The sequence below is a fragment of the Pandoraea cepalis genome (assembly GCF_902459665.1).
Taxonomy (GTDB): domain Bacteria; phylum Pseudomonadota; class Gammaproteobacteria; order Burkholderiales; family Burkholderiaceae; genus Pandoraea; species Pandoraea cepalis.
This window is the reverse complement of sequence record NZ_CABPSL010000014.1, coordinates 1-25918: the sequence shown is the minus strand read 5'-3', so window position 1 is coordinate 25918 and position 25918 is coordinate 1. Positions and strand designations below refer to the sequence as shown.

General features: G+C 65.5%; 21 protein-coding genes. 8 read left to right on the top strand and 13 right to left on the bottom strand.

Annotation, left to right across the window (positions count from 1 at the left end; translation table 11 throughout):
* Positions 1-14 precede the first annotated feature (14 nt).
* Genes PCE31106_RS16565 through PCE31106_RS16550 form a run of 4 tightly spaced genes read left to right on the top strand, consistent with a single transcriptional unit; the run spans position 15 to position 4615 of the window.
* A complete protein-coding gene (locus tag PCE31106_RS16565) occupies positions 15-980 on the top strand; it encodes an HlyD family secretion protein (protein WP_254441109.1) in 966 nt (321 codons plus the stop codon).
* Positions 977-1960: an ABC transporter ATP-binding protein gene (locus PCE31106_RS16560; RefSeq protein ID WP_254441107.1), complete on the top strand. Its 984-nt coding sequence runs from the start codon at positions 977-979 to the stop codon at positions 1958-1960. The genes PCE31106_RS16565 and PCE31106_RS16560 overlap by 4 nt, the downstream gene beginning before the upstream one ends.
* Complete coding sequence (locus tag PCE31106_RS16555; protein ID WP_150564031.1) at positions 1957-3099, top strand: ABC transporter permease; 1143 nt, start codon at positions 1957-1959, stop codon at positions 3097-3099. Before PCE31106_RS16560 ends, PCE31106_RS16555 begins: the two co-directional genes overlap by 4 nt.
* Before the next feature lie 7 nt (positions 3100-3106).
* A complete protein-coding gene (locus PCE31106_RS16550; protein ID WP_150564030.1) occupies positions 3107-4615 on the top strand; it encodes an efflux transporter outer membrane subunit in 1509 nt (502 codons plus the stop codon).
* Here PCE31106_RS16550 and PCE31106_RS16545 read toward each other — a convergent pair.
* Entirely contained in the window at positions 4612-5529 is a 918-nt protein-coding gene (locus PCE31106_RS16545) for a LysR family transcriptional regulator (protein ID WP_150564029.1), read from the bottom strand. The two genes, PCE31106_RS16550 and PCE31106_RS16545, sit on opposite strands and share 4 nt — an antisense overlap.
* Before the next feature lie 143 nt (positions 5530-5672).
* Between PCE31106_RS16545 and PCE31106_RS16540 the strand changes: the two genes are divergently transcribed.
* Both PCE31106_RS16540 and PCE31106_RS16535 read left to right on the top strand, forming a co-directional pair.
* On the top strand, positions 5673-6128 hold the full coding sequence (locus PCE31106_RS16540; protein WP_437343827.1) for a VOC family protein: 456 nt from the start codon (positions 5673-5675) through the stop codon (positions 6126-6128).
* Between the two features lie 110 nt (positions 6129-6238).
* Positions 6239-6943, top strand: a complete 705-nt coding sequence (locus PCE31106_RS16535) for a fumarylacetoacetate hydrolase family protein (RefSeq protein ID WP_150564027.1) — start codon at positions 6239-6241, stop codon at positions 6941-6943.
* Positions 6944-7636: 693 nt separating this feature from the next.
* Here the strand turns inward: PCE31106_RS16535 and glpK are convergent.
* From glpK to PCE31106_RS16515, 4 genes are all read right to left on the bottom strand, one after another.
* On the bottom strand, positions 7637-9148 hold the full coding sequence (glpK, locus tag PCE31106_RS16530; RefSeq protein WP_150564026.1) for a glycerol kinase GlpK: 1512 nt from the start codon (positions 9146-9148) through the stop codon (positions 7637-7639).
* A gap of 30 nt (positions 9149-9178) precedes the next feature.
* Positions 9179-10717 carry a glycerol-3-phosphate dehydrogenase gene (gene glpD / locus PCE31106_RS16525; RefSeq protein WP_150564025.1) on the bottom strand — a complete coding sequence of 513 codons (1539 nt, stop codon included), beginning with the start codon at positions 10715-10717 and terminating at the stop codon, positions 9179-9181.
* Between the two features lie 177 nt (positions 10718-10894).
* Positions 10895-11719, bottom strand: coding sequence for a DeoR/GlpR family DNA-binding transcription regulator (locus PCE31106_RS16520; protein ID WP_017233387.1), 825 nt, complete (start codon positions 11717-11719; stop codon positions 10895-10897).
* Positions 11720-11849: 130 nt separating this feature from the next.
* Positions 11850-12362: a hypothetical protein gene (locus PCE31106_RS16515; RefSeq protein WP_150564024.1), complete on the bottom strand. Its 513-nt coding sequence runs from the start codon at positions 12360-12362 to the stop codon at positions 11850-11852.
* A 384-nt stretch (positions 12363-12746) separates the two neighbouring features.
* Here PCE31106_RS16515 and PCE31106_RS16510 point away from each other — a divergent pair, with 384 nt between their 5' ends.
* On the top strand, positions 12747-13898 hold the full coding sequence (locus PCE31106_RS16510; RefSeq protein ID WP_150564023.1) for a glycerate kinase: 1152 nt from the start codon (positions 12747-12749) through the stop codon (positions 13896-13898).
* Between the two features lie 122 nt (positions 13899-14020).
* On the opposite strand, the gene PCE31106_RS16505 is transcribed toward PCE31106_RS16510, so the two are convergent.
* From PCE31106_RS16505 to prpB, 5 genes are all read right to left on the bottom strand, one after another.
* Positions 14021-15469: a bifunctional 2-methylcitrate dehydratase/aconitate hydratase gene (locus tag PCE31106_RS16505; RefSeq protein WP_150564022.1), complete on the bottom strand. Its 1449-nt coding sequence runs from the start codon at positions 15467-15469 to the stop codon at positions 14021-14023.
* Between the two features lie 156 nt (positions 15470-15625).
* The gene (gene prpF / locus PCE31106_RS16500; RefSeq protein WP_150564021.1) at positions 15626-16816 is read right to left on the bottom strand and encodes a 2-methylaconitate cis-trans isomerase PrpF; all 1191 of its coding nucleotides are present in this window, start codon (positions 16814-16816) and stop codon (positions 15626-15628) included.
* A gap of 20 nt (positions 16817-16836) precedes the next feature.
* Entirely contained in the window at positions 16837-19437 is a 2601-nt protein-coding gene (acnD, locus tag PCE31106_RS16495) for a Fe/S-dependent 2-methylisocitrate dehydratase AcnD (RefSeq protein WP_150564020.1), read from the bottom strand.
* Positions 19438-19580: 143 nt separating this feature from the next.
* On the bottom strand, positions 19581-20732 hold the full coding sequence (gene prpC / locus PCE31106_RS16490; protein ID WP_017233381.1) for a bifunctional 2-methylcitrate synthase/citrate synthase: 1152 nt from the start codon (positions 20730-20732) through the stop codon (positions 19581-19583).
* A 28-nt stretch (positions 20733-20760) separates the two neighbouring features.
* Positions 20761-21651 (bottom strand): methylisocitrate lyase, encoded by an 891-nt coding sequence (prpB, locus tag PCE31106_RS16485; RefSeq protein ID WP_150564019.1) that lies wholly within the window; start codon positions 21649-21651, stop codon positions 20761-20763.
* 353 nt (positions 21652-22004) lie between these two features.
* Here prpB and prpR point away from each other — a divergent pair, with 353 nt between their 5' ends.
* A complete protein-coding gene (gene prpR / locus PCE31106_RS16480; RefSeq protein WP_254441105.1) occupies positions 22005-24140 on the top strand; it encodes a propionate catabolism operon regulatory protein PrpR in 2136 nt (711 codons plus the stop codon).
* A gap of 28 nt (positions 24141-24168) precedes the next feature.
* On the opposite strand, the gene PCE31106_RS24030 is transcribed toward prpR, so the two are convergent.
* The 3 genes from PCE31106_RS24030 to PCE31106_RS24170 all read right to left on the bottom strand — a co-directional run.
* A complete protein-coding gene (locus PCE31106_RS24030) occupies positions 24169-24330 on the bottom strand; it encodes a hypothetical protein (protein ID WP_017233377.1) in 162 nt (53 codons plus the stop codon).
* Positions 24331-24497: 167 nt separating this feature from the next.
* Positions 24498-25307 (bottom strand): MetQ/NlpA family ABC transporter substrate-binding protein, encoded by an 810-nt coding sequence (locus tag PCE31106_RS16475; protein ID WP_150564018.1) that lies wholly within the window; start codon positions 25305-25307, stop codon positions 24498-24500.
* Positions 25308-25723: 416 nt separating this feature from the next.
* A partial coding sequence (locus PCE31106_RS24170; protein WP_217425914.1) for a hypothetical protein occupies positions 25724-25918 on the bottom strand: 195 nt, incomplete at its 5' end.

Genomic DNA, 25918 nt, shown 5'->3' with positions numbered 1-25918 from the left:
GCACGAGGCGCGTCATGCCGGCAAGCCCCCGCATGTGCACTAACGCGATCACCCTTGCCGCCATGGCCGCGCTGGCTGGCTGCGGCGACCACTCCGCCCGGCCGTGGCAAGGCTATGTGGAGGGCGAATTCGTCTATGTCGCCTCGTCGCAGGCCGGCACCCTGATTACGCTGTCGGTGACCCGCGGCCAGGAGGTCAAGGCGGGAGAGGCCCTCTTCGATCTCGACGCCACTTATGAACTGGCCGCACAGGCCCACGCGCGCGAGACGCTCGCCAGCACCGAGGCCCAGCTGCGCGATCTCGAAACCGGCAAGCGCCCCGACGAGATCGCCGTCGCCGCCGCCCAACTCAAGCAAGCCGTCGCCGTGCGCGACAAGTCGCTTGCGCAGTTCGACCGAGATCAGGCGCAATACGCCGCCGGCGGAATTGCCCGCGAACAACTCGACGCCAGCCGCGCCGACGCCCGCAGCAGCAGCGCCCGCGTGCAGGAGTTGCAGAGCAGTCTGGCGGTCGCGCGACTGCCGGGCCGCGACGCGCAGCGCCAGGCGCAAGCCGCTCAGGTCGATGTGGCACGCGCGGCGCTTGCGCAGGCCGACTGGCAACTCGCGCAGAAGCATGCCGTCGCGAGCGCCGCCGGGCGCGTGTACGACACGATGTACCGCATCGGCGAATGGGTCGCGGCGGGCAGCCCCGTCGTGCGTCTGCTGCCGCCGGGCAACATCAAGGTGCGCTTCTTCGTGCCGGAGACCGCCTTGGGTACCCTGAGCGCGGGGCAGACCGTGCACATCGCCTGCGACGGATGTGGCGCAGGCGTGCCCGCCCGCATCACGTACGTCGCCCATCAGGCCGAGTACACGCCGCCCGTCATCTACAGCAACGACACGCGCGACAAGCTCGTCTACATGATCGAAGCACATCCCGCCGCGGCAGACGCCCTCAAACTCAATCCCGGGCAGCCGGTGCAGGTGACGCGCCCATGAACGGCCGCGATGCGCGCCCGCGTGAGATTGTCGCCCCCTCGGCCGACGAGGGCCGTCTCGCGATCGATGTGAAGGGTCTGAACAAACGCTTCGGCGACAAGCATGTTGTCAAGGATGTGTCGCTGCAAGTGCAGCGCGGCGAAATCTTCGGTTTTCTCGGGCCGAACGGCAGCGGCAAGACAACCTGCATTCGCATGATGTGCGGCTTGCTCACCCCCGACTCGGGCAGCGGCACGTGCCTCGGTTTCGATATCGTGCGAGAGAGCGCGCAGATCAAGCGTCACGTGGGCTACATGACGCAACGCTTCTCGTACTGGGAAGACCTGACTATTCGCGAGAACCTCGACTTCGTGGCGCGCGTGTATGGCATGCCGAACCGGCGAGACGCCGTCGAGCGGGCCATCGAGCGGCTCGGCCTGACGGGCCGCGCAAAGCAACTGACCGGGTCGCTCTCCGGCGGCTGGAAGCAGCGCCTGGCGCTCGCGGCGTGCATGCTGCATGAGCCGCAGGTGCTGCTGCTCGACGAACCGACCGCCGGCGTCGACCCGACCGCCCGGCGCGACTTCTGGGAGGAATTGCACGAGTTGGCCTCGCGCGGTATCTCGGTTCTCGTGAGCACGCATTACATGGACGAGGCCGAGCGCTGTCACAAGCTCGCCTACATCTCGTATGGCGAACTGCTCGCGCAAGGCACGGCCGCCGAGGTCACCGCTCGCCAGCAGCTGTCGACGTGGCGGGTGCACGGCGCGAACCTCATCGATCTGGCGCGCGAACTGCGCGCGCAACCCGTCGTGGCGCAGACGGTCGCCTTTGGCGATACGCTGCATGTGAGCGGGCGGGATGCCACCGCCCTGGACAAGTTGCTCCACGACCTGGCCAGCGAACGAGGGCTGCGGGTCGCGCCCATCGACACGAGCCTGGAAGACGTGTTCATTTACCTGATGAGCCACGCGAAAGACAACTTCGGAGACAAGGCATGAGCGCGCCGCTCGGGTTCTCGATCGCCCGGTGGTGGAGCATCGTGTGCAAGGAGTTCCTGCAGCTGCGCCGCGACCGCGTGACGTTTGCGATGATCGTGGGTGTGCCGCTTGTGCAACTGGCGCTCTTCGGCTTCGCCATCAACTCCGATCCCAAGCACATGCCGACCGCGACGCTCGTGGCCGACGACAGCGAGTTCACGCGCAGCTTCATGGCCGCGATGGAGCATTCGGGATACTTTCGCTTTACCGAGGCGTTGACCAGCGAAGATGCCGGACGCGCCGCTCTCGCGCAGGGGCGCGCGCAGTTCGTGCTGAACATTCCTGCCGATTTCACTCGCCGTCTGTTGCGCGGCGAGCGGCCCGCCGTGCTCATCGAGGCCGATGCGACGGATCCGATGGCAATGGCCTCCGCGCTCGGCGCCTTGCCAGCCATCGCCCAGTCCGTCGCGCAAAAGGACCTGACGGGGCCGCTTGCGAATCTGGCCGGCTCGCAGACGGCGTTCGACGTGCAGGTGCATCGTCTCTATAACGCGGAGGGCATCACGCAATACAACATCATTCCCGGCCTGATGGGGGTGATTCTGACGATGACGCTTGCGATGATGACCGGCATTGCCATCGTGCGCGAGCGCGAGCGCGGCACGATGGAGAACCTGCTCGCCACGCCGGTATTGCCCATCGAAGTCATGACCGGCAAGATCGTGCCGTACGTCGCCATTGGCTTGCTTCAGGCGACCATCATCCTGATCGCCGCGCGCTTCGCCTTTCATGTGCCGTTCGAAGGCAGTGTCGTCGCGATCTATCTCGCCGCGCTGGTGTTTATCGCGGCCAACCTGATCGTCGGGATCGCGTTATCGTCGTTTGCACAGAACCAGTTGCAGGCCATGCAGCTCACCGTGTTCTACTTTCTGCCGAGCATGCTGCTCTCGGGCTTCATGTTCCCGTTTGGCGGCATGCCCGCGTGGGCGCAAGCCATCGGCAACCTGCTGCCGCTGACGTATTTCAACCGGCTCATTCGCGGCATTCTGCTCAAGGGCAACGGCTGGGCCGATGCGTGGCACGATCTGTGGCCGCTGCTGGCCTTCTCTGCCATCCTCATGATGGTGGCCGTGAAGTTCTACAAACGTACCCTCGACTGAGGCGCTCATGCGATTTGCCCAACTTGCGCATCGCCGCCGCCCCGCCTACGGGTCGCGGTGGCTGGCGCTCGGGCTGAGCGCGATGCTCGCCGCCTGCGCGCTCGGACCGGACTGGCGCACCCCCGACGCTACGCATGTCGCGCAATACACCACGGGCACACAACCGTCGACGACGGCCGGGGCGGCGGGTGCGCAAAGCGCCGCGCAGATCTTCGTCGCCGGCGAGGACGTGCCGTCCGCCTGGTGGACCCGCTTCGGCTCGCCCGCGCTCAACGCCCTCGTCGCGCAGGCATTGACCGACAGTCCAACGCTACGTCAGGCCGAGGCGAAGCTGCGTCAGGCGCAGGAGGACTTTCGTGCTCAAGACGGCGCGCGCTCCCTGCCCTCGGCGAATCTGAAGCTCTCCGGCACGCGCGAACGGGTCGATCCGGCGTCGTTCGGCATTACGAGCTTGCCAAGTCCCGGGCCGTTCACCTTGTATAACACCAGCGTCGACGTGTCCTACACGCTCGACGTGTTCGGCGCCAATCGCCGCGCGCTGGAAGGGCTCGCCGCCCAGATCGACTACCAACGCTTCACGCTGGACGCCGCCAGGCTGTCGCTCGCGGGCAACGTGGTGACGGCCGCCCTGCACCAGGCCAGTGCCCGGGCACAGCTCTCGGCGCTCGAAGGTATCGTGGCGGCGCAACGAGCGCAGCTCGATATCACACGCTCACGCGAGCGCGCGGGGGGCGTATCGACGCTCGACGTCGAGAATCAGGCGACACTCGTCGCCCAGACTGAAGCCCAGTTGCCCGCGTTGCGCACGCAAATCGCGCAATACGATCATCAGTTGGCACGCTTGACCGGTCAGCCGCCGGGCGCGTTCGCGTCGCCCGTCATCGATCTCGACACCCTGCATTTGCCGCGGACGGTTCCCGTCTCGCTACCGTCGACGCTGGCCCGGCGCCGACCGGATATCCGCGCCGCCGAGGCGTTGTTGCACAAGGCGAGTGCCGATGTCGGCGTCGCCACCGCGAACCTCTACCCCCAGTTCACACTTTCCGGCAGCTTCGGCACGCAGCGCATGCGACTGGCCGATCTGGGCGATGGCATCAATATCTGGAACCTCGGGATGAACCTGCTGCAACCGCTCTTTCGCGGCGGCGCATTGCAGGCGCAACGGCGTTCGGCCATCGCGGCATACGACGCCGCACTGGCGTCGTATCAGGACACCGTGCTGCTCGGCCTCGCGCAGGTCGCCGATGCCCTGCGCGCGCTGGCCTCCGATGCCGACACCCTGACCGCACGTGCCGACGCGGCCCGGCGAGCGGAAACCGCGCTCCGGATCGCAAGCGAGCGATATCGGGTGGGCGGCATCAGTCATCTCGCCTGGCTCGACGTGCAGCGTCAGGCGCTCGACGCCACGCGCGCGCGACTCGACGCGCAAGGGGCTCGCCTGACGGACACGGCCGCATTGTGGCAAGCGTTGGGCGGGGCGATGGTCGAGCCGTCCAGTGTTCAGGCGACGCCCTAGCCGCGCGACTGCGCCTCGTCCGCAAGACACTTCATCAGCGTGGCGACCGGTGGGCGGCCAAGCGCTGGCTGACGCACCAACACCCCCAACTCGCGCGTGAGCGGCGCGCCGCTGAGTGCGAGGACCTGAACGCCCGTTGCGCTGCCCTTGGCAAGCTTCGCCCCCGCGTTGGCGCCAACCGGCAAACCGATGAGCGTCGCGGGCACGATCGACCATCCCAGTCGCGCCCGCACCATGCGCAAGATGACTTCGGGCTCGTCCAGCTCCACGCCCTCGCGCACCCAGAGCCGGTGACGTCGCAGATAACGCTCGACGAGCTCGCCGCCATAAGAGCGCCGGTTGTAACGCACGAACGGCAGGGCTTGCGCCCAGTCGGCCACCGTTCCGCCCGTGCCTTTGGGCGCGATCGCCACGTACGGCTCGTGCATGAGGGTGAGCCATTTCATATCGGCCGGCACGCCGATACGCGGGCGGATCATCACCGCCAGATCGAGTTCCTTGGCATCGAGTTGCGCGAGCAGCTGCACGGACATGCCCGGCACGATGTTCAGATGCGGCATCGCGCCGAGCGCGGTCCAGCGCGACATCGCGCCGGGCAGGAGGCCCAGTTGCACCGTGAGGATCGCGCCGACGTGGATCGGCGCGAGCGCCGCCTGCCCGCCGTATGCGCCCGCCTCGCCGCGCATCGCCTGATAGCCGGCAATCACGCCCTGCGCCTGGGCGAGCAATCGACGGCCATCGTCGGACAAGGTCACGGCGCGGGCGGTGCGCTCGAAGAGTCGCACACCGAGATCGTCTTCAAGTCGCTGAATCTGCGCACTCACGGCCGACTGGGTCAATCCGAGTCGCGCCCCCGCCGCCGAGAACGAAGCGGTTTCGGCTGCCGTGACGAAGGTTTTCAGATAGCGGATCATGGATCGAAAATTTTCTGCCTGAGCGTTCGAATTATTCGTTTTGGATTGTTTTTATTGATGGATAGAATTTACCGCAAATCGGTGACGCCGTTCACGCCACCGATGACCCAGGACAGCATTTCCGATAGCGCTCGCCGGATTCGGTGCTCGCTCATCCCCGCATGGCATTGGAGTTTCCTATGGCAACACCGCTCTTTCATCTCGCGTTCCCTGTCGACAACCTCGATGCGGCGCGCCGCTTCTACGGCGACGTGATGGGCTGTGCAGAAGGCCGCAGTTCGGATCACTGGATCGACTTCGACTTCTTCGGTCATCAACTGGTGGCCCATCTCGCGCCGGAAGACGCGGGCAAGCGAATCACGAACCCGGTCGACGGCGATGAGGTTCCCGTCCCGCATTTCGGCGTTATCCTTGACATGCCGGCATGGCACGCGCTGGCCGATCGCCTGCGTGCCGCGGGCACCCGCTTCGTGATCGAGCCGCATATTCGCTTCGCCGGGCAGGTGGGCGAGCAAGCGACGCTCTTCTTCTATGACCCGGCCGGCAACGCGCTGGAGTTCAAAGCGTTCTCGGATATGTCGCAGGTCTTTGCCAAGTAATACTGTTGCGCCGTCGTTCGCGCGGTCAGGCGCGACGGCATGCAAGGCGCCGCCTCGTGTCGGCGCCTGTGTTTTTCCGTCATTGTTTCGTATCAGCCGAGAGTCTTCTCATGAGCCAATTCGTTATTTCGGCGCCGCCCCAGGCGTCGGTCGCCGTGGCGGGCAGCGATGCCCGTTTCCCCGTGCGTCGCGTGTTCTGCGTCGGCCGCAACTATGCTGCGCACGCGCGCGAGATGGGCAGCAATCCGGATCGCGAGCCGCCGTTCTTTTTCATGAAGCCGGCCGACGCTGTCGTGGCCGCCAACGGCACGCTGCCCTACCCGCCGCTCACGAGCGAACTGCACCACGAGATTGAACTGGTGGTCGCCATCGGCGCCGATGGCGAGAACGTCGATGCGGATCAGGCGCTCTCGCTGGTGTGGGGATATGGCGTTGGCGTCGATCTGACCCGTCGCGACCTGCAACAGCAAGCCAAGGACACGCGCCGTCCGTGGGACTGGGGCAAGGCGTTCGATGCGTCGGCCCCATGCGGCCCGCTGCACGCCGTGGCCGAGGTCGGCCATCCGAAGGAAGGCCGCGTGTGGCTTGACGTGAACGGCGAGAACCGCCAGACCGGTGATCTCAACGAACTGATCTGGTCGGTCCCCGATCTGATTGCCGAGATCTCGCGCAGCGTGAAGCTCGCCGCGGGCGACCTGATCTTTACCGGCACCCCCGCCGGCGTCGGGCCGCTCGAACCCGGCGACAAGGTCAGCGCCGGTGTGGCCGGTGTGGGTGAGATCGCCTTCGCCATCGGCCAGAAGCCTGCCGCCTGACGCGCGTCGTTCGATCGCTTCGAACGCGGCACCGGTGCGTCGGCCGGGACACCTCGACCGGGATATCCACAGCAACTGTTGATAACCCTATGCATAAGTGTCCCGCCGACGGCGCAAACGCCCGCTGGCATTAGGTGTCAAGTCCATTGCCTAATTTGCCGTCACCCGCGACACATTCAGCATGCCCTCCCCGCCCCGCCGTTCATTCCTGAAACGTTTTTCATCGAACGACGAGATACGCTTCGCGTCGAGCGTTCAAGTTCCCTTTTGATTCAAGGCGTTGTTATCACTGGCACGCTTCTCGCGTCATGAATGATGCAAGCCGTCCGCCCTCAGGGAAGCCTCATCGCCAGGGCCAACTGCCTCGGGAATCACGCCATGCACGCCACATGGCCCCGGCACGCCCGATGCCTATCCCTCGCTGGGAGCGCCCCGAGCGCGGACGGATTGCACCGATGATCGATTCGGTTCAGACGATGGGAAATCGTCAGGGAGGGGATCATGCAAATGCGCCGCACGGGGCCTTGCGCCCTAAGTCCCTGCGTCAGATCGCTCGCGCCCGCGAGTCCTGCCAAATCGGCCCGCCGTCATCCGCGCGAGCGGTGTGCGAGCTGGCGTCATCGGCGACACGACGCCGCCGTCGATCGGCGCCACGTCGCGCCCGGTCGGGCATTGCGCTGAGGCTCACCCTCGTCAGGGAGCCTCGCCGTCTTCCGCCCAGCACTTCGCCGCGCGCACCGCGCGTTGCCAGCCGCTGACGGCACGACTGACGTCTTGCGCGGACAGCTTGCGGGAAAAACGTTGCTGCAATTCCCATTGGTGCGCCAACGTGTCGATGTCCGGCCAAAAGCCGACGGCCAGCCCCGCCAGATAGGCGGCGCCGGCCGCCGTCGTCTCGATGACCTTGGGGCGCACCACGTCCGCGCCCAACAGATCCGCTTGCCATTGCATCAGCAGATCGTTGGCCGCGGCGCCGCCGTCGACACGCAGCTCCGACACATGCAGCCCCGCGTCGGCCTCCATCGCGCGCAAGACATCGAGCGTCTGGAATCCGATACTGTCGAGCGCGGCACGGGCCACGTGCGCCGCCGTCGTGCCACGCGTTGCGCCGAACAGCGTGCCACGCGCGCGCGGTTGCCAGTGCGGCGCGCCCAGTCCGGCGAACGCGGGCACCAGCACGACACCATCGGCGTCGGGCACGCTGGTCGCGAGCGCCTCGACATCGCGCGAATGGCGAATGATGCCCAGCCCGTCGCGCAACCACTGCACGACCGCGCCACCGATGAAGATGCTGCCCTCGAGGGCATAGTCGACGCGGTCTCCGATCTTCCAGGCCACCGTCGTGAGCAGGTTATGGCGCGACGCGTGCGGCTTGTTGCCGGTGTTCATCACCATGAAGCACCCCGTGCCGTAGGTGTTCTTCACCATGCCAGGCGAGAGGCACATCTGCCCGAAGAGCGCCGCCTGCTGATCGCCCGCGATGCCTGCAATCGGCACCGGCACGGAAAACAGCGACGTGGCCGTATGTCCATACACCTCACTCGATGAACGAACCTCCGGCAACAGGCTGCGCGGCACATCGAGCAGCGCGAGCAGTTCGTCGTCCCAGTCGAGCGTGTGGATGTTGAACAGCATCGTGCGCGACGCGTTCGACACGTCGGTCACATGCAACTTGCCACCGGTCAGATGCCACACGAGCCAGCTATCGACGGTGCCGAAGGCCAGGTGCCCGGCGTTGGCGGCGTCGCGCGCACCGGCCACGTTGTCGAGAATCCAGCGGATCTTGCTGCCCGAGAAATAGGCGTCGAGCCGAAGCCCGGTACGGCTTGCGACGAGATCATCGTGCCCTTGCACACGCAGCGCATCGCAGAAATCCGCCGTGCGGCGGTCCTGCCAGACGATGGCGTTATACACCGGCTCGCCCGTACGACGATCCCATACGAGGGTCGTCTCACGCTGGTTCGTAATGCCGATGGCCGCGATGTCGCGCCCCCCCACACCGGCGTGCGTCAGCGCTTCCGCCGCGACCCCGGCCTGCGTCGCCCAGATGTCGCGCGGGTCGTGCTCGACCCAGCCCGGATGCGGATAAATCTGACGGAATTCCTTCTGCGCGGTCGCCACGACATGGCCATCGCGATGGAACAGCAACGCTCGCGAGCTGGTCGTGCCCTGATCGAACGCGAGGATGTACGCGCCTCCTGACATTGCCGTTGTCTCCTGTTTATTCAGCGGAACTCAGGCCGCCATTTCCGCCTGCTGGGCAAACCACTGTTGCACGCTGGCTTCGCCATCCTTGCCGAGATGCAGACCGAGTTTGGTCCGGCGCCACAGCACGTCTTGCGCCGTGCGCGCCCATTCGTATTGCGCAAGATAGCGCAGCTCGGCCTCGTAGAGATCGCCGCAGATGCGCCGCCCCAGGCCGTCGAGCGAATTCGCCTCGCCCAGCAGCACATGCGTGCGCGTGCCGTAGGTGCGTGCGTATCGATGCGCGAGCGCCGGCGGCAGCCACGGCGTCTGCGCACGCAGCGATGTTTCGAACGCACCGGCATCCGGCTCGGCCATGTCGCCGCCCGGCAGCGGCGCGCCCGCCGTCCAATCGCCGTGCGCGAAACCCAGCGGGCCGCGCAAATGCAACATCGCTTCTTCCGCGAGTCGACGGTAGGTCGTGATCTTGCCGCCGAACACCGACAACAGCGGGGCGCGCGTGCCGGGCGCGTCCAGTTCCAGCTTGTAATCGCGCGTGACCGCCGACGGGTTGGAGACTTCCTCCTCCATCAGCGGACGCACGCCCGCGTAAGTCCAGACGACATCCGCAGGCGCGATCTGTCGGGTGAAATACTGGCTGGCGGACTGGCAAAGATAGGCGATCTCGTCGTCGCTGATCGCGACGTTCGCCGGATCGCCGTGATATTCGATGTCGGTCGTGCCGATCAGGGTGAAGTCGCGCTCGTAGGGGATCGCGAAGATGATGCGCTTGTCGGGATTCTGGAAGATGTAGGCGTGATCGTGATCGAACAGCTTGCGTGTCACGATGTGGCTGCCCTTGACCATGCGCACGCGATGCGTGGCCTGCTGGTGCAACACGTCGCCAAGCAAATGACCGACCCACGGCCCGGCCGCGTTGACGATGGCGCGCGCACGCACGGTCTGGTGCGCACCTTCGGACGTCTCGAGTTGGGCCGTCCACAGGCGCTCGCCACGCTCGGCGCCCGTGAGCCGCGTGCGCGTGAGAATCGTCGCGCCGCGCTCGGCCGCGTCCTGCGCATTGAGCACGACCAGACGCGCGTCCTGCACCCAGCCGTCCGAGTAGACGAAGCCGCGCGTCAAATCGCGACGCAGCGGAGCGCCCGCCGGATGCTGGCGCAAATCGATACCGCGCGAGCCGGGCAGGATTTCACGCCGGGCGAGGTGATCGTAGAGAAACAACCCCGCGCGAATCATCCACGCCGGTCGCAGGTTCGGCATGTGTGGCATCACGAAGCGCAGCGGCCACATGATGTGCGGCGCGGCACGCAGCAGCACCTCGCGCTCCTGCAACGCCTTGCGCACCAGGCCGAATTCGTAATACTCAAGATAGCGCAGCCCCCCGTGAATCAGCTTGGTACTCGCGGATGACGTGTGGGACGCCAGATCGTCCTGCTCGACGAGCAACACGCGCAGGCCGCGACCGGCCGCGTCGCGCGCAATGCCCGTTCCGTTGATCCCGCCGCCCACGACCAGCAGGTCGTAGGGAGGCCGTGTGTTGTCCGATGGCGATTGAGCGGGTGTCTGCACGTCGTCACTCCGGGGGTTGAGCGTCAAATCAGGAAAAGTTCGAAAATGTTCGCTTTATATTCGTTTACGAACATCAATGTTCGAATTCTAACAGATTGGCGTACTGGAGCTTCGAATTCGCGCATTCTACGGTCCCGATGCGCGAATACGCGCCTGACGGGGGTTGATGCCCCCTCGTCAGTCCGCGACGTGTACCAGAGTACCGGCCTCGGCGATCACGTCGGCCATGCCAGCGGGCACCGGGCGATCGGTAAACAGGGCATCAACCTGTGACAGGTGCCCCAGGCGAACGAGCGCCGGGCGCCCGAACTTGCTGTGATCGGCGGCCAGAAAGACGGTACGAGAGTGCGCGATGATCGCCTCGGCCACGCGCACTTCGCGGTAGTCGAAGTCGCGCAGCGTGCCGTCGGCATCGATGGCAGAGATACCGACGATGCCGAAATCGACCTTGAACTGACGGATGAAATCGAGCGTCGCTTCGCCCGTCACGCCCTGGTCGCGTGCGCGCACCACGCCGCCGGCAATGATGACTTCGGCGTCCGCATAGCCGCTCATCATGGCAGCGACGTGCAGATTGTTGGTAATGACGCGCAACCCACGATGACGCGACAGTGCGCGGGCCACGGCTTCCGTGGTGGTGCCCAGGTTGATGAAGAGCGAGGCGTGATCGGGAATTTGTTCGGCAAGACGTACGGCGATGCGTCGCTTCTCGTCGGCCAACTGGGTCTGACGGGCATCGTAGGCGTCGTTCTCGGCCCCGCCCGGCAGCCCGACGCCGCCGTGGTAGCGACGCACCCACTTGCGTTCGGCCAGGAAGTTGATGTCCCGCCGGATCGTCTGCGGCGTTACCTCGAAGCGTGCGGCGAGTTCATCGACCGTGAGAAAGCCATCGCGACGAACGGCGTCGAAAAGCGCCTGTTGGCGCGGATTCAGCGACGCCTGCTCGGCATCGCCGGCATTCGTTTGCGCCTCGGAGACGTCGATCGGTTCAGTATGAGACATCGGCACGCACGCAGTAAAAGCCTTCGCGCGGCCCGGCCGGCCACGCGTTCGCCGTCATGATACCCCGACGGGGTATGACGTTATCGTGACCGTCGCATGAGCGCCTGCCTCGTCGCCTGGCGCGACGCCGTCAGAGGCACCGGCGCACGGCATCGGCCAGCGATTGGGAGGCAGTCGAACCGAGATACAACGTGCCTTCGCTACCCGGCTTGTGCGGCGCCAGGTCAAGCACGGCGAGCACGCCGTCGTTGCTGGAGGAGAGTTCAAGGGTCTGACCCGTGCCTGCCTTCGAGCGTTGCACCCTTGCATGCGGCAGTTGCCGCTTCCACAAATGCGCCGTGCAGGTACTCACGCGGGCGGTGGTCTTCTTCGACGATCCTTGCCAGACGGCACCATTGCCACGGGCATCCGCAACGGTGTCGCGATAGGCGGGGAACGTCTCGACTTTTACATTTTCCGGTGCAACGTCGGCCACGCTGCCCACCGGCGGATCGTCGTGCGCGACGACCGGCGTCGTTTGCGCACACCCAGCCAGCAACACGGCGAGCCCGATACTCGCTGCGGCCGATGCGGCCATCGCGCGCGCCGCCCTGCGCCGCGACACGCGCGACGTGCCCGAATTCCTGTCTTTGCCCCGGTTCATGCCCCCGCTCCACGCTCGCAAATGGCTGTTGCACACGCATTGTCGTTCTTCTGCCGCAACAAGCCAGGCGTCGGCGCCGGCTTGCACGGGCCGCGCGGCCTTTCGGGCGACGCACGGTCAGTTGGCGCTCATCTTACCCGCGTTATTCATAGCATGGCAATTCGCGCAATGCGCGCTGGCCCGAATCGCGTATATTGCTGGTTTCTGTCACACTGCGTCGCATCGTCTCGCGCCCCACCCTGCTGCGAGCCGACGTGCCATCCCGTCTACCGGGCCCAGGATCAACCGTCCGGCCGGTAAGTCATAAGCGATAACAACTCGCGGGCATGACGCGCACGTGAATCCTGCCAACCCGTATACCTTTTTGCGACTGTCCCGATTTCCATGTCCAGCAATGCGCAAGCCCCAATCATCGTCATCGCCCCCGATTCGTTCAAAGGTTCGCTGAGTGCCCCGGAAGTGGCGCGCGCCATCGCATCCGGCATTGCGCGGGTACTGCCGCAGGCCGACCTGCGCTTGCGTCCGATGGCAGATGGCGGCGAAGGCACGCTCGACGCCCTGCTCTCCGCAGGCGGACGCCGTGTACCACTCTCGGTGCGTGGCGCCGGCCAGGCATCGGTCATGGCCGAGTATGGCCTCATGCCCGACGGCACGGGTGTGCTGGAAAGCGCCAACGTGGTGAGCATTACCGACCCGGTCGGAATGCAGACGCCAGTGGCCGAGCGCTCGACAGTCGGCCTGGGAGAACTGCTGCGCGCACTGCTGGATACCGGCGCACGCCGCGTGCTCATCGGCCTGGGCGGCAGCAGCACCAACGACGGTGGCGCGGGCCTTCTCGTCGGCCTCGGTGCGCGATTGCTCGACGCGTCGGGCGAAGCGGTGCCGCCTGTGCCCGCCGCGCTGCATCGCGTGGCGTCGATCGATCTGAACGGACTCGACGCCCGCCTGAAGGACTGCGAACTGATCGCCATGTCCGACGTGAACAATCCGCTCAACGGGCCGCAAGGCGCCACGGCGATTTTCGGGCCGCAGAAGGGCGTGAGCGACGCGCAGGTCGAGCCGCTCGACCGTGCCATCGCGCATTTCGCCGGCCATGCGCATCGCGCGTTCAACGCCAATGAAGCCGCCAGCCGCGCGGGCGCAGGGGCGGCGGGCGGCCTGGGCTTTGCGCTGCACCTGCTGGGTGCGAAGTTTCGCTCTGGTGCGGAAGTCGTGGCCGAGCGCGTCGGGCTGCCGCAAGCGGTGGAAGGGGCCGACTGGCTCATCACCGGTGAAGGCCGCAGCGACGGTCAGACGCTCTCCGGCAAGACCCCGATGATTGCCGCGCAGGTGGCGATCAAGGCCGGGGCGACGGCCTCGCTGCTCTCGGGCGCCATCGACCGTAGCGCGCTCGACAGCCTGTCGCGCGTGTTCTCGGGATGCTTCTCGCTGACGTTCGGCCCGACCACGCTGGAGAAGGCGATTGCCGATGCGGCCGGCCTGCTGGCCGACAGCGCGGAACAAATGACGCGCCTGCGTTACACGCACAAGGGCTGAATCCGAGTCGCCGCGACGGCCCGACAGTCATTGGGCCGCTCGCGCGCTCGTCAATCAAACATCCGCCACCCCGAGCGCCGCCGCAGCACAACACAGCGCGTGCGACGCACGCCTCCCGGCGCTCACACCATCAGATCCACGAATTGATGCACCGGCATCGCCTCGAGTCGTTGCTGATCGAGCGCGACGTCGAGAATGCGGGCCTGCGCGCGCGCCGCGAAGCGCCGCGTCAGATTCGTCTTGAATTTCTCTACGAGCAGGGGAATGCCCTCGGCTCGGCGACGCTTGTGGCCAATGGGGTATTCGACCAGCACTTCGTCGAGCGCCGTCCCGTCGCTCAGGGTGACGGTCAGCCCGTTGGCAATCGATCGCTTGTCGGGATCGTGATAATCCCGCGTGAATTGCGGATCTTCCTCGCAGACGATCTTCGCACGCAGCGCATCGATGCGAGGGTCGGTGGCAACTGCCTCCTCGTAGTCGCCCGCGGTCAGTCGCCCAAACAGCAACGGCACCGCCACCATGTACTGGATGCAGTGATCGCGATCCGCCGGATTGGCGAGCGGCCCCTGCTTGTCGATGATGCGAATCGCCGCCGCATGCGTGCGAATCTTCACCGACCGGATGTCCTGCGCGCTGCGTCCCATCGCCTGCAACTGAGCGTGCAGCGTCATCGCCGCCTCTGCCGCCGTTTGCGCATGGAACTCCGCCGGGAACGAAATCTTGAACAGCACGTTCTCCATCACGTATTCGCCATACGGCCGCTGGAACGCGAACGGCTGGCCTTTGAACAAAACGTCGTAGAAGCCCCACGTCTTGGCGGTCAGTACCGACGGGTAGCCCATCTCGCCCGAACGTGCCATGAGGGCCAGTCGCACCGCGCGGCTGGTGGCGTCGCCCGCCGCCCATGACTTGCGGCTGCCCGTGTTCGGCGCGTGACGATAGGTGCGCAGGCTCTGCCCGTCGACGAACGCGAGCGAGAGCGCGTTGATCAGCTCATCGCGCGAAAGCCCGAGCATTTCCCCAACGACCGCCGTCGACGCGACTTTCACCAGCACCACATGATCGAGTCCGACCTGATTGAACGAATTCTCCAGCGCCAGACAGCCCTGGATCTCGTGCGCCTTGATCATCGCGGCGAGCACATGGCGCATCGTCAGCGGCGGCTGCCCCTGCGCCACCGCCGTGCGTGAGAGCCAGTCGGCCGTCATGAGAATGCCGCCGAGATTGTCGGACGGATGCCCCCATTCGGCCGCCAGCCACGTGTCGTTGAAGTCGAGCCAGCGAATCATCGCGCCCAGGCTGAACGCCGCCTGCACCGGGTCGAGCTGATACGGCGTGCCGGGAACCTTTGCCCCGTTCGGCACGACCGTACCCGGCACAATGGGGCCGAGCAGCTTGGTACACGCGGGATAGGACAGCGCCTCGAAGCCGCACCCGAGGGTGTCGATCAGACAGTGGCGAGCGGTTTCAAAGGCGAGATCGCTGCGGATCTCATAGGTGAGAACATAGTCGACAATATCGGTCAGCACCTTGTCGGGCGCGGGACGCACATTCGAGATGCCTGCGGACATGGACGGCCTCCTGTGACGTTGACGAAAGCCGCCATCCTGTCAAGACGAAGCGGCTTGCCGAGACCTCCCATGATAAGCGGCCGGAGAGCGCAACGCTCGCCGGCCGCCGGAATCGCCTCACCGCCCCACGCCCATCGTGGGGCGAAGGTTACCCCCTCAGAACGCGTCGCCCGGAATGCGCACCCATCCTTCCATCAATACCCGGGCGCTGCGGCTCATGAGGGCCTTGGTGACCGTCCACTCGCCGCCTTCCTGCGTCGCTTGCGCGCCCACGCGCAACGTGCCCGACGGATGCCCGAAGCGCACGGCGTCGCGCACACCGCCGCCAGCCGCGAGATTGACGAGCGTGCCCGGTATCGCCGCTGCCGCACCGATGCAAACGGCTGCCGTGCCCATCATCGCGTGATGCAGCTTGCCCATCGACAGCGCGCGCACCAGCAGATCGACATCGCCCGCGTTCACCTGCTTGCCGCTCGAGGCCGTATAACCCGCCGGCTTCGCCACGAACGCGACCTTCGGCGTGTGCTGACGCGTCGCGGCTTCGGACACGTCCTTGATCAGCCCCATGCGGATCGCACCGTGCGCTCGAATCGTCTCGAACATCGCCAGCGCCTTCGCGTCGCTGTTGATGGCGTCCTGCAACTCCGTGCCCCGGTAGCCAATGTCCTCGGCATTGAGGAAGATGGTGGGAATGCCGGCGTTGATCATCGTCGCCTTGAATGTGCCCACACCGGGGACTTCGAGGTCATCGACGAGGTTGCCGGTCGGGAACATGGCTCCCCCCTCACCGTCGTCCTCGGCGGCCGGATCGAGGAATTCGAGCTGGACTTCGGCGGCCGGGAACGTCACGCCGTCGAGTTCGAAATCCCCCGTCTCCTGTACCGCACCGTCCGTCATCGGCACGTGCGCAATGATCGTCTTGCCGATGTTGGCTTGCCAGATACGCACGACGGCCACGCCATCGCGCGGCACCCGCGCCGGATCCACCAAGCCGCCGCTGATCGCGAACGGGCCGACGGCCGCCGACAGATTGCCGCAGTTGCCGCTCCAGTCGACGAACGTCTGATCGATCGACACCTGCCCGAACAGATAGTCCACATCGTGCTCCGGTCGCTCGCTCTTCGCGAGGATGACCGTCTTGCTCGTGCTCGACGTCGCCCCGCCCATGCCGTCGATCTGCTTGCCGTAAGGGTCCGGGCTGCCGATCACGCGCATGAGCAGCGCATCGCGCGCTGTGCCCGGCACCTGTGCGGCGATGGGCAGGTCTTGCAGGCGAAAGAACACGCCCTTGCTGGTGCCGCCACGCATGTAGGTGGCGGGAATTCGAATTTGTGGCTGATGCGCCATCACGTCTCTCCTCGGGCAGGTCAGGCAGCCGCCTGTGACGATTCCAGAAAGTCTTGCGCGAAGCGCTGCAGCACCCCGCCCGCCTCGTAGATCGACACTTCCTCGGCCGTATCGAGACGGCACGTCACCGGAACTTCCACGCGCTCGCCATTGCGACGATGGATGACCAGCGTGAGATCGGCGCGCGGCGTGCGCTCACCGGTCACGTCGAAGGTTTCGCTGCCGTCGATGCCGAGCGTCTTGCGGTTCGTGCCCGGCTTGAATTCGAGCGGCAAGACGCCCATGCCGACCAGATTGGTGCGGTGAATGCGCTCGAAACCCTCGGCAACGATGGCTTCAGTGCCCGCCAGCCGCACCCCCTTGGCCGCCCAGTCGCGCGACGAACCCTGGCCGTAATCGGCCCCGGCAATGACGATGAGCGGCTGCTTGCGCGCCATGTACGTCTCGATCGCTTCCCACATGCGGGTAATCTTGCCTTCCGGCTCGATACGCGCGAGCGACCCCGCCTTGACCTGCCCGTCGACCACGACCATCTCGTTCTTGAGCGTGGGGTTGGCGAACGTGGCGCGCTGCGCCGTCAGGTGGTCGCCGCGGTGCGTGGCGTAGGAATTGAAATCCTCTTCCGGCAGGCCCATCTTCGCGAGGTATTCACCGGCCGCGCTGTCGGCCATGATCGCGTTCGACGGCGAGAGGTGGTCGGTCGTGATGTTGTCGCCCAGCACCGCCAGCGCGCGCATGCCGCGCAACGTACGCTCACCCGCGAGCGCCCCTTCCCAATACGGCGGACGACGGATATAGGTGCTCATCTCGCGCCAGTCGTACAGCGGATCGGCCGTCTCGCCCGCGTGGACCGACGCGGCAAACATCGGCTCATAGACGCGACGGAATTGCTCTGGCTTGACGCTGCGCTCGATGATCGCGTCGATCTCTTCGTCGCTCGGCCAAAGGTCGGCCAAGCGCACCGGCTTGCCGTTGGCATCGACCCCGAGCACATCCTTCTCGATGTCGAAACGGATCGTCCCGGCGATGGCATAGGCCACCACCAGCGGCGGCGACGCGAGAAACGCCTGCTTCGCGTACGGATGAATGCGACCGTCGAAGTTACGGTTGCCCGAGAGCACAGCCGTGGCATAGAGGTCGCGCTCGATGATCTCCTGCTGGATGACCGGGTCGAGCGCGCCCGACATACCGTTGCACGACGTACATGCATAGGCCACCACGCCGAAGCCGAGGGCCTCCAGTTCCGGCAGCAACCCGGCGGCCTCCAGATACAGCGTGACGGCCTTCGACCCCGGGGCGAGCGAACTCTTCACCCACGGCTTGCGCGTGAGGCCCACGCGATTGGCGTTGCGCGCGAACAATCCCGCCGCAATCATGTTGCGTGGGTTGTTGGTATTCGTGCAGCTCGTGATCGCCGCGATGATGACCGCGCCGTCGGGCATCCGGCCCGGTTCGTTTTCGACCTTGCCGCTGATGCCGCGCGCGGCCAACTCACTCGTCGGCACACGCTTGTGCGGATTCGATGGGCCAGCGATGTTGCGCACCACGCTCGACAGATCGAACGTAAGCACGCGCTCGTATTGCGCGTGCGTCAGCGTGTCGGCCCAGAGGCCGGTCTGCTTCGCATAGGTCTCGACCAGCGCGACCTGGGCGTCCTCGCGACCGGTGAGCTTCAGATACTTGATCGTTTGCGCGTCGATGTAGAACATCGCCGCCGTGGCGCCGAACTCGGGCGCCATGTTCGAGATCGTGGCGCGGTCGCCCAGCGTGAGGTTTGCCGCCCCGTCGCCATAGAACTCCAGGTAGGCGGACACCACTTTCTCCTTGCGCAGGAATTCGGTGAGCGCCAACACGATATCCGTCGCCGTGATCCCCGGCTGCGGCTTGCCCGTCAGTGCCACGCCGACGATATCCGGCAGACGCATCCACGACGCGCGCCCGAGCATCACACTCTCGGCTTCCAGACCGCCTACACCGACGGCAATCACGCCCAGCGCATCGACCATCGGCGTATGCGAGTCGGTGCCCACGAGCGTGTCCGGATAAGCCACGCCGTCCGAGACCTGGATCACCGGGCTCATGCGCTCAAGATTGATCTGGTGCAGGATGCCATTGCCCGGCGGAATCACGTCGACGTTGCGAAACGCCTGCTTCGTCCAGTTGATGAAGTCGAAACGATCTTCATTGCGACGATCTTCGATGGCGCGGTTCTTGGCGAACGCGTCGGGATCGAAGCCGCCGCACTCGACGGCGAGCGAGTGATCGACGACGAGTTGCGTCGGCACGACCGGATTGACGAGCGCGGGATCGCCGCCTTGCGCCGCGATGGCGTCGCGCAGCCCGGCGAGATCGACCAGCGCGGTCTGGCCGAGAATGTCGTGACACACCACGCGAGCAGGAAACCAGGGGAAATCGAGATCGCGGCGTCGCTCGATCAGTTGCTTGAGGGCGTCGGTCAGTGCCGCCGGATCGCAGCGGCGCACGAGGTTCTCGGCCAGCACGCGCGACGTGTAGGGCAGCGTGTCGTAGGCGCCCGGCGCAATGGCCTCGACAGCGGCGCGGGCGTCGAAGTAATCGAGCGACGTCCCGGGCAGGGATTTACGGTATTCGGAATTCATCATGTGAGGAAAGTATCGGCCCGGTGGATGGCAGCGTAACCCGTAGGCAGACGATGCGCCTGCGTGCCGGATGCCTGCGCGGGACAGCGGCGAAGCGACCGCCGCCCCGGGGCCTTCCGGGCAAGGAAGGCCCGACGCAGGCAGACTCAGCGCTTGTCGATCGGCACGAACTGCTGATCTTCCGGACCGGTGTAATTGGCGCTCGGACGAATGATCTTGTTGTCGATGCGCTGCTCGATGACGTGGGCGCTCCAGCCCGACGTGCGCGCAATCACGAACAGCGGCGTGAACATCGCGGTGGGCACGCCCATCATGTGGTAGCTCACGGCGCTGAACCAGTCCAGGTTCGGGAACATCTTCTTGACGTCCCACATCACCGATTCCAGACGCTCGGCAATGTCGTACATCTTCGTATTCTGCTGATCCTTCGACAATTCGTGCGCGACTTCCTTGATGACCTTGTTGCGCGGATCGCTCACGGTGTAGACCGGGTGACCGAAGCCGATGATCACTTCCTTGTTCTCGACGCGGCGGCGGATATCGGCCTCGGCGTCGTCGGGCGAGTCATAGCGCTTCTGGATCTCGAACGCCACTTCGTTCGCGCCGCCGTGCTTCGGGCCGCGCAAGGCGCCAATGGCGCCGGTGATGGCGGAGTGCATGTCCGAGCCCGTGCCCGCGATCACGCGCGCGGTGAACGTGGACGCGTTGAATTCATGCTCCGCGTAAAGGATCAGCGACGTGTGCATGGCGCGCACCCACAGGTCCGACGGCTTTTCGCCGTGCAGCAGGTGCAGGAAGTGGCCGCCGATACTGTCGTCGTCGGTCTCCACATCGATGCGCACGCCGTTGTGGCTGAAGTGGTACCAGTACAGCAGCATCGAGCCGAAGCTGGCCATCAGACGGTCGGCGATGTCGCGAGCGCCCGGCACATTGTGATCGTCCTTCTCCGGCAACACGGTGCCCAGCACCGAGACGCCCGTGCGCATCACGTCCATCGGGTGGGCGGCGGCCGGTACGGTCTCGAGCGCGTCCTTGACAGCGGCCGGCAGGCCGCGCAGCGCCTTGAGCTTGGCCTTGTAGCCGCGCAGCTCCGCCACGCTCGGCAGCTTGCCATAGACGAGCAGGTACGCGATTTCCTCGAACTCCGAGGTCTGGGCCAGATCCAGAATATCGTAGCCGCGGTAATGCAGATCGTTGCCCGAACGGCCCACCGTACACAGCGCGGTGTTGCCCGCAGTCACCCCCGACAGGGCGACGGATTTCTTTGGCTTGAAGCCGGTGGCAGTCGTCTCGCTCATGCTCATTCCTCCAGGATCAGGGATTCAGTTATTTCTGTTGGGCGAACAGCGCGTCGAGCTTCTGTTCGTAAGCGTGGTAGCCGATGCTCTCATAGAGTTCGGCGCGGGTTTGCATCGTGTCGAGCACGGCCTTTTGCGTGCCGTCGCGGCGAATCGTCTGATAGACGTTCTGCGCCGCCTTGTTCATGGCGCGGAAGGCGGAGAGCGGGTACAGCACAAGACCGACCTGCGCACTCTTGAGTTCGTCCACAGTGAACAGCGGTGTCGCGCCGAACTCTGTGATGTTCGCGAGCACCGGCACTTTCACGGCATCGGCGAACTGGCGGTACATCGGCAACTCGGTCATCGCTTCCGGGAAGATCATGTCGGCGCCGGCTTCGACGCAGGCGCATGCGCGATCGATGGCGCCCTGCAGACCTTCCACGGCCAGTGCATCGGTGCGCGCCATGATGACGAAGTTCTCGTCGGTGCGGGCGTCGACCGCCGCCTTGATGCGATCGACCATCTCCTGCTGGCTCACAATGGCCTTGCCAGGACGATGGCCGCAACGCTTCGCGCCGACCTGATCCTCGATATGCATGGCGCCCGCGCCAAACTTGATGAGCGACTGCACCGTGCGCGCGATGTTGAACGCCGACGGCCCGAAGCCGGTATCGACGTCGACGAGCAACGGCAGATCGCATACGTCGGTGATGCGGCGCACGTCGGTGAGCACGTCGTCGAGCGTGGAGATGCCCAGATCGGGCAGGCCGAGCGACCCCGCCGCGACACCGCCGCCGGAGAGATAGATCGCCTTGAAACCAGCCGCCTTGGCCAGCAAGGCGTGATTCGCGTTAATGGCGCCGACAACCTGCAAGGGTTGCTCGGTCTTGACGGCCTCGCGAAAAGCGGCGCCGGCCGAACGATGGGTTTGCGTCACGTGAGTGCCTCGATCGTGTCGTGTGCGGCCGGCGGTGGAAGCTGCCAAATCGCACATGGGTTGAGTGATGGCAAGGTACTTAGCAATGGCCGTGCCAGCCCGCTATCCGGACGCGCGCCAACTGCACCGTCGCATCGCTAAGACATTCATTTCGCAGCGGAAATTCTTCTCGGATGTGACGCGCGCGTCAAGTCGAATGCGTCGCTTCGCGCCGGGCATTCGTCGCACTACGTTTCATATTGAAACATAATATGAAACGTATAGTTGCATTATGCTACGATTCGAGTCAGTCTCCTGCGGTGGCCCGCGTCCGTGCGCCGCGCACCCGCCCGCACCTATCGATGAGTCCGGTCATGCCAAATTTCTCCCCCGCGTTACCCCCTCGCCTGTCGACGGCGGCTCCGAGCGCCGCGCGCGCGGGGTTTGCGCAACCGGTCACCGCCGTTCGAAAACCCGTGATCTGGGCCGTGGGCATCAGCAAGCTCGGCGAGTTGTACCGCGACATCGTGCCGGACTACGCCGCGCAAGCCGAGGTGCAGATCATCGACAAAGGCTATGAAGCCGTCATCGAAGCGTTGGAGCGCCTGCCCGCGGGCAGTGTTGACGGCATTGTCGCCGCTGGTTCGAACGGTGCCTTCCTGCGCGAGCGCCTTGCCCTGCCCGTGGTGCTCGTGAAAGTGACGGGCTTCGACGTGATGCATGCGCTGGCACGGGCGCGCCGCGCGCGGCCTGCGCCCTCGCCCGCGTCGCGTATCGCGCTGGTGTCGTATGCCCGACCCGCGCCAGAATTTGAGCGCTTCAAGAGCGCGTTCCACCTCGACATCTCGCAACACGCCTATTTTGACCGCCACGATGCGGACGACCTTGTGCACCGGCTGCGCGACGAAGGCATCGAGGTCATTGTCGGCCCCGGGCTGGTGACTGAACTGGCCGAGCGAGCCGGACTCGCGGGCGTCTTTCTCTATTCGCAGGATTCGGTGCGCGCCGCGTTCGACACGGCACTCGAAGTCGCGCGCTTCGGACGCATCGAAGCGCAACGCCGCGAGCGGCTCGATACCGTGCTGCGACACTTGCACGAAGGGGTCGCTGCCGTCGATCTGAACGGGCGCATCGAAGCGATCAACGCCCCGATGGCGGGCATGCTCGGCGTGAGCGTTGCCGATGCGGTCGGCCGTCCGCTCGATGCCATCGCCCCGGCGCTCGACATCGCGCGCACGCTGGAGAGCGCGAGCGCCGAACTCGAGGCCATTGTCTCGATGGCTGGCAAAACGTGGGTCATCAATCGCATTCCCTTGCTCGACCAGGGCACGCTCACGGGCGCGCTGCTGACGTGCCAGGACTCGCAGTCGTTTGCGCGCGTGGATCGCTCGCTACGCTCGCGCCATCGCCCACGCCATCTCGTGGCACGCTATCGCCTCGACGATCTGATCGGCGATTCCGACGCGATGTCGCAGGTGCGTGCATTGGCACGCCGCTACGCCCAGACCGACTCGACCGTACTCGTCCACGGCGAGAGCGGCACCGGCAAGGAGCTGCTCGCACAAGGCATTCACAATGCCAGTCGACGGCGCGACTATCCGTTCGTCGCCATCAACTGCGCGGCGTTTCCGGAAACGCTGCTCGAGAGCGAACTGTTCGGCTATGAGGACGGCGCCTTCTCGGGCGCGCGGCGCGGCGGCAAGGCGGGGTTGTTCGAGACGGCGCACAACGGCACCATTTTTCTCGACGAAATCGGTGAAATGCCGATGCCGCTGCAAACGCGTCTGTTGCGGGTGCTGCAGGAGCGCGAGGTGCTGCGACTTGGCGCGACCGAGCCCGTGCCCTGCGACGTGCGCGTGATTGCGGCCACTCACCGCGACCTTCGCCAGCGGGTGGCCGCCGGGGGGTTCCGCGAAGACTTGTACTACCGGCTCAACATCCTGCGCATGGTGCTGCCGGCACTGCGCGAACGCATGGAGGACTTGCCGCGCCTCACCCCCCTCTTTCTCGAACGCGCACTCGCCCGCGCGGGAGCGCGCATGAGCGTCGACGCGCTGCAGGCGTCGCTCATGCCGCTGCTCGCGACCTATCGCTGGCCGGGCAATGTCCGCGAACTGGAAAACCTGCTGGAACGCATTGCCGTCGTATGCGCGGATGTCGTCGACGCGCACGAGATCAGCCGTGCAAGGTTGGTCGAGATTGCCCCGGAGTTGGGCGCGATGACCGATGGACTGGGCACGCCGATGCCGCCCGATGTCATCAACACGACCAACGGACGCGAATTTGGCGCGCACGACACCCATCGCGCCCGCGTCCCCGGCGCGGGCGTCGAAACATCACACTCAGCGCCAGCGCCGCTGACAGGTCGTGCCCGTCGCGCAGCCGAAGACCTTGCCCGCATTCACGCCACGTTGGCGGCGTGCGGTGGCGACCGCGGCGCCGCTTGCGAGGCACTCGGCATCAGCCGCTCCACGCTCTGGCGCAAACTGCGCGACACGGTCGACGGCTGAGGCTTGCGCTTCAGGTACGGCCCGCTCGTCAGTGCTGGTGACGGATGCGGTCCCACATCTCGTGCCAATCCAGGCGCCTGTGCTGGGACGGCTCGTCGTGATGCGTTACCCAGAAATGGTCGAAGAACATGCCGATGGCGAAGCCGACAAGCAGCGCCACAAGCATCATCGAAACGTTGAGCATGGACATGGCGACCTCCCGTCGGTCCGAATCTCACTTTCCATTCTAGTCAAACGATGTCATGCCTGCGTAGCCATATGTCCGTCGCGACGACATAAAAAAACCGGGGTCGAAACCCCGGTCCATGACCTACGACGAACGACGCGCGCGATGCGCATCGCACGGAACGCCGACGATTACCACGTGGGAATCAGCGCGCCCTTGAACTGCGTCTCGATGAATGCCTTCACTTCGTCGGAGTGATAGGCGTCGACCAGTTGCTTGACCCACGGCTTGTTCAGGTCTTGTGCGCGCACGGCAATCAGGTTGGCGTAAGGCCCCTTCAGATCTTCGATGGCGATCGCGTCGCGCTTCGGCACGAGACCGGCTTGTGCCGCGAAGTTGGTGTTGATCGAGGCGGCATCCAGATCCGGCAGCGCACGCGGTAGTTGCGCCGCTTCCAGTTCCACGATCTTCAGCTTCTTCGGGTTCTCGGCGATGTCCAGCGGGGTCGCGTTCTTGCCATTGACGCCAGCACCGGCACGCAGCTTGATCAGGCCTTCCTTCTGCAGCAGGAGCAACGCACGGTTGCCGTTGGACGGGTCGTTCTGAATACCGACCTTGGCGCCATTCGGCAGATCCTTCAGCGACTTGTACTTCTTCGAGTAGTAGCCCAGCGGTGAGACGTATGTGAGACCGGCGCTCACGATCTTGTAGCCGCGATCCTTGACCTGACTGTCGAGGAACGGCTTGTGCTGGAAGCCGTTGGCGTCCAGGTCGCCGGCGTCGAGCGCGGCGTTCGGCTGTGCGTAGTCACTGAACTCGATGATCTTGATCTCGAGGCCGCGCTGATGGGCGACCTTCTTGACGACTTCGAAGATCTGCGCATCCGAGCCGGCCATGGTGCCGACCTTCAGGGGCTTGGCGGCCGTCTGGGCCGTGGCACCGAGAGAGGCCAGCGCAAACGTGGCGCCGAGGAACGCGTGAATCAGTTGACGGGACAGCATGTGCGATTTCTCCTATTGCTCATTTGGCGCCTGTTGAGCGCCCGTTCGACGGGGCGGACTTGATGGGTCCACAACGGTCGCACAAGGGACGGCAACGCCCTTGCACGGCCCAGACCCAGGATGCTGCCATAGATACGGGTTTACGCGAAATACACAATCGGCATTTCGATATCCTCCGCGCGTCGATTCATCGGTCGCATAAAAAAACGCCCCTTCGGTCATCCGAAGGGGCGTGTCGCCGGGAGAACTGCCTGATCACGGGCCGGGGGGGTGGCACGGCTGACGGCGAGGCCGTCAGCCGGTCGCATCAGGAACCGACGATAAACCTGCAAAGCACGTTGGCAGGCATCGGCAAATGCCGCAGGCAAGCGCCCGCCCGCGTTGTGCCGAACGCGGACGGCCCGCGCGGGACTGACTCAGGGGCACGTCTCCTCACCGTTCAAGCCGTTCATCGAACATCCACCGCCACCGCCAAAACCGCTGGGGCCGCCGAACGCGGCAAGCCCGTTTCCGCCGGCCGCGCCACCGATGCCACGACCGCCCGGTCCGGAAGCCCCCACGCCTCCGCCGCTGCTGGCGCCGGCACTGCCGCCGGGGGCGTTGCCACCGCC

Coding starts and splice junctions, on each gene's coding strand:
- PCE31106_RS16555 (WP_150564031.1), top strand. CDS start 1,957: ATGAGCGCGCCGCTCGGGTTCTCGATCGCCCGGTGGTGGAGCATCGTG.
- PCE31106_RS16520 (WP_017233387.1), bottom strand. CDS start 11,719: ATGTCTCATACTGAACCGATCGACGTCTCCGAGGCGCAAACGAATGCC.
- PCE31106_RS16535 (WP_150564027.1), top strand. CDS start 6,239: ATGAGCCAATTCGTTATTTCGGCGCCGCCCCAGGCGTCGGTCGCCGTG.
- PCE31106_RS16545 (WP_150564029.1), bottom strand. CDS start 5,529: ATGATCCGCTATCTGAAAACCTTCGTCACGGCAGCCGAAACCGCTTCG.
- PCE31106_RS16565 (WP_254441109.1), top strand. CDS start 15: ATGCCGGCAAGCCCCCGCATGTGCACTAACGCGATCACCCTTGCCGCC.
- PCE31106_RS24030 (WP_017233377.1), bottom strand. CDS start 24,330: ATGTCCATGCTCAACGTTTCGATGATGCTTGTGGCGCTGCTTGTCGGC.
- PCE31106_RS16510 (WP_150564023.1), top strand. CDS start 12,747: ATGTCCAGCAATGCGCAAGCCCCAATCATCGTCATCGCCCCCGATTCG.
- glpK (WP_150564026.1), bottom strand. CDS start 9,148: ATGTCAGGAGGCGCGTACATCCTCGCGTTCGATCAGGGCACGACCAGC.
- prpR (WP_254441105.1), top strand. CDS start 22,005: ATGCCAAATTTCTCCCCCGCGTTACCCCCTCGCCTGTCGACGGCGGCT.
- prpF (WP_150564021.1), bottom strand. CDS start 16,816: ATGGCGCATCAGCCACAAATTCGAATTCCCGCCACCTACATGCGTGGC.
- PCE31106_RS16515 (WP_150564024.1), bottom strand. CDS start 12,362: ATGAACCGGGGCAAAGACAGGAATTCGGGCACGTCGCGCGTGTCGCGG.
- prpC (WP_017233381.1), bottom strand. CDS start 20,732: ATGAGCGAGACGACTGCCACCGGCTTCAAGCCAAAGAAATCCGTCGCC.
- PCE31106_RS16475 (WP_150564018.1), bottom strand. CDS start 25,307: ATGCTGTCCCGTCAACTGATTCACGCGTTCCTCGGCGCCACGTTTGCG.
- PCE31106_RS16560 (WP_254441107.1), top strand. CDS start 977: ATGAACGGCCGCGATGCGCGCCCGCGTGAGATTGTCGCCCCCTCGGCC.
- PCE31106_RS16550 (WP_150564030.1), top strand. CDS start 3,107: ATGCGATTTGCCCAACTTGCGCATCGCCGCCGCCCCGCCTACGGGTCG.
- PCE31106_RS16505 (WP_150564022.1), bottom strand. CDS start 15,469: ATGTCCGCAGGCATCTCGAATGTGCGTCCCGCGCCCGACAAGGTGCTG.
- acnD (WP_150564020.1), bottom strand. CDS start 19,437: ATGATGAATTCCGAATACCGTAAATCCCTGCCCGGGACGTCGCTCGAT.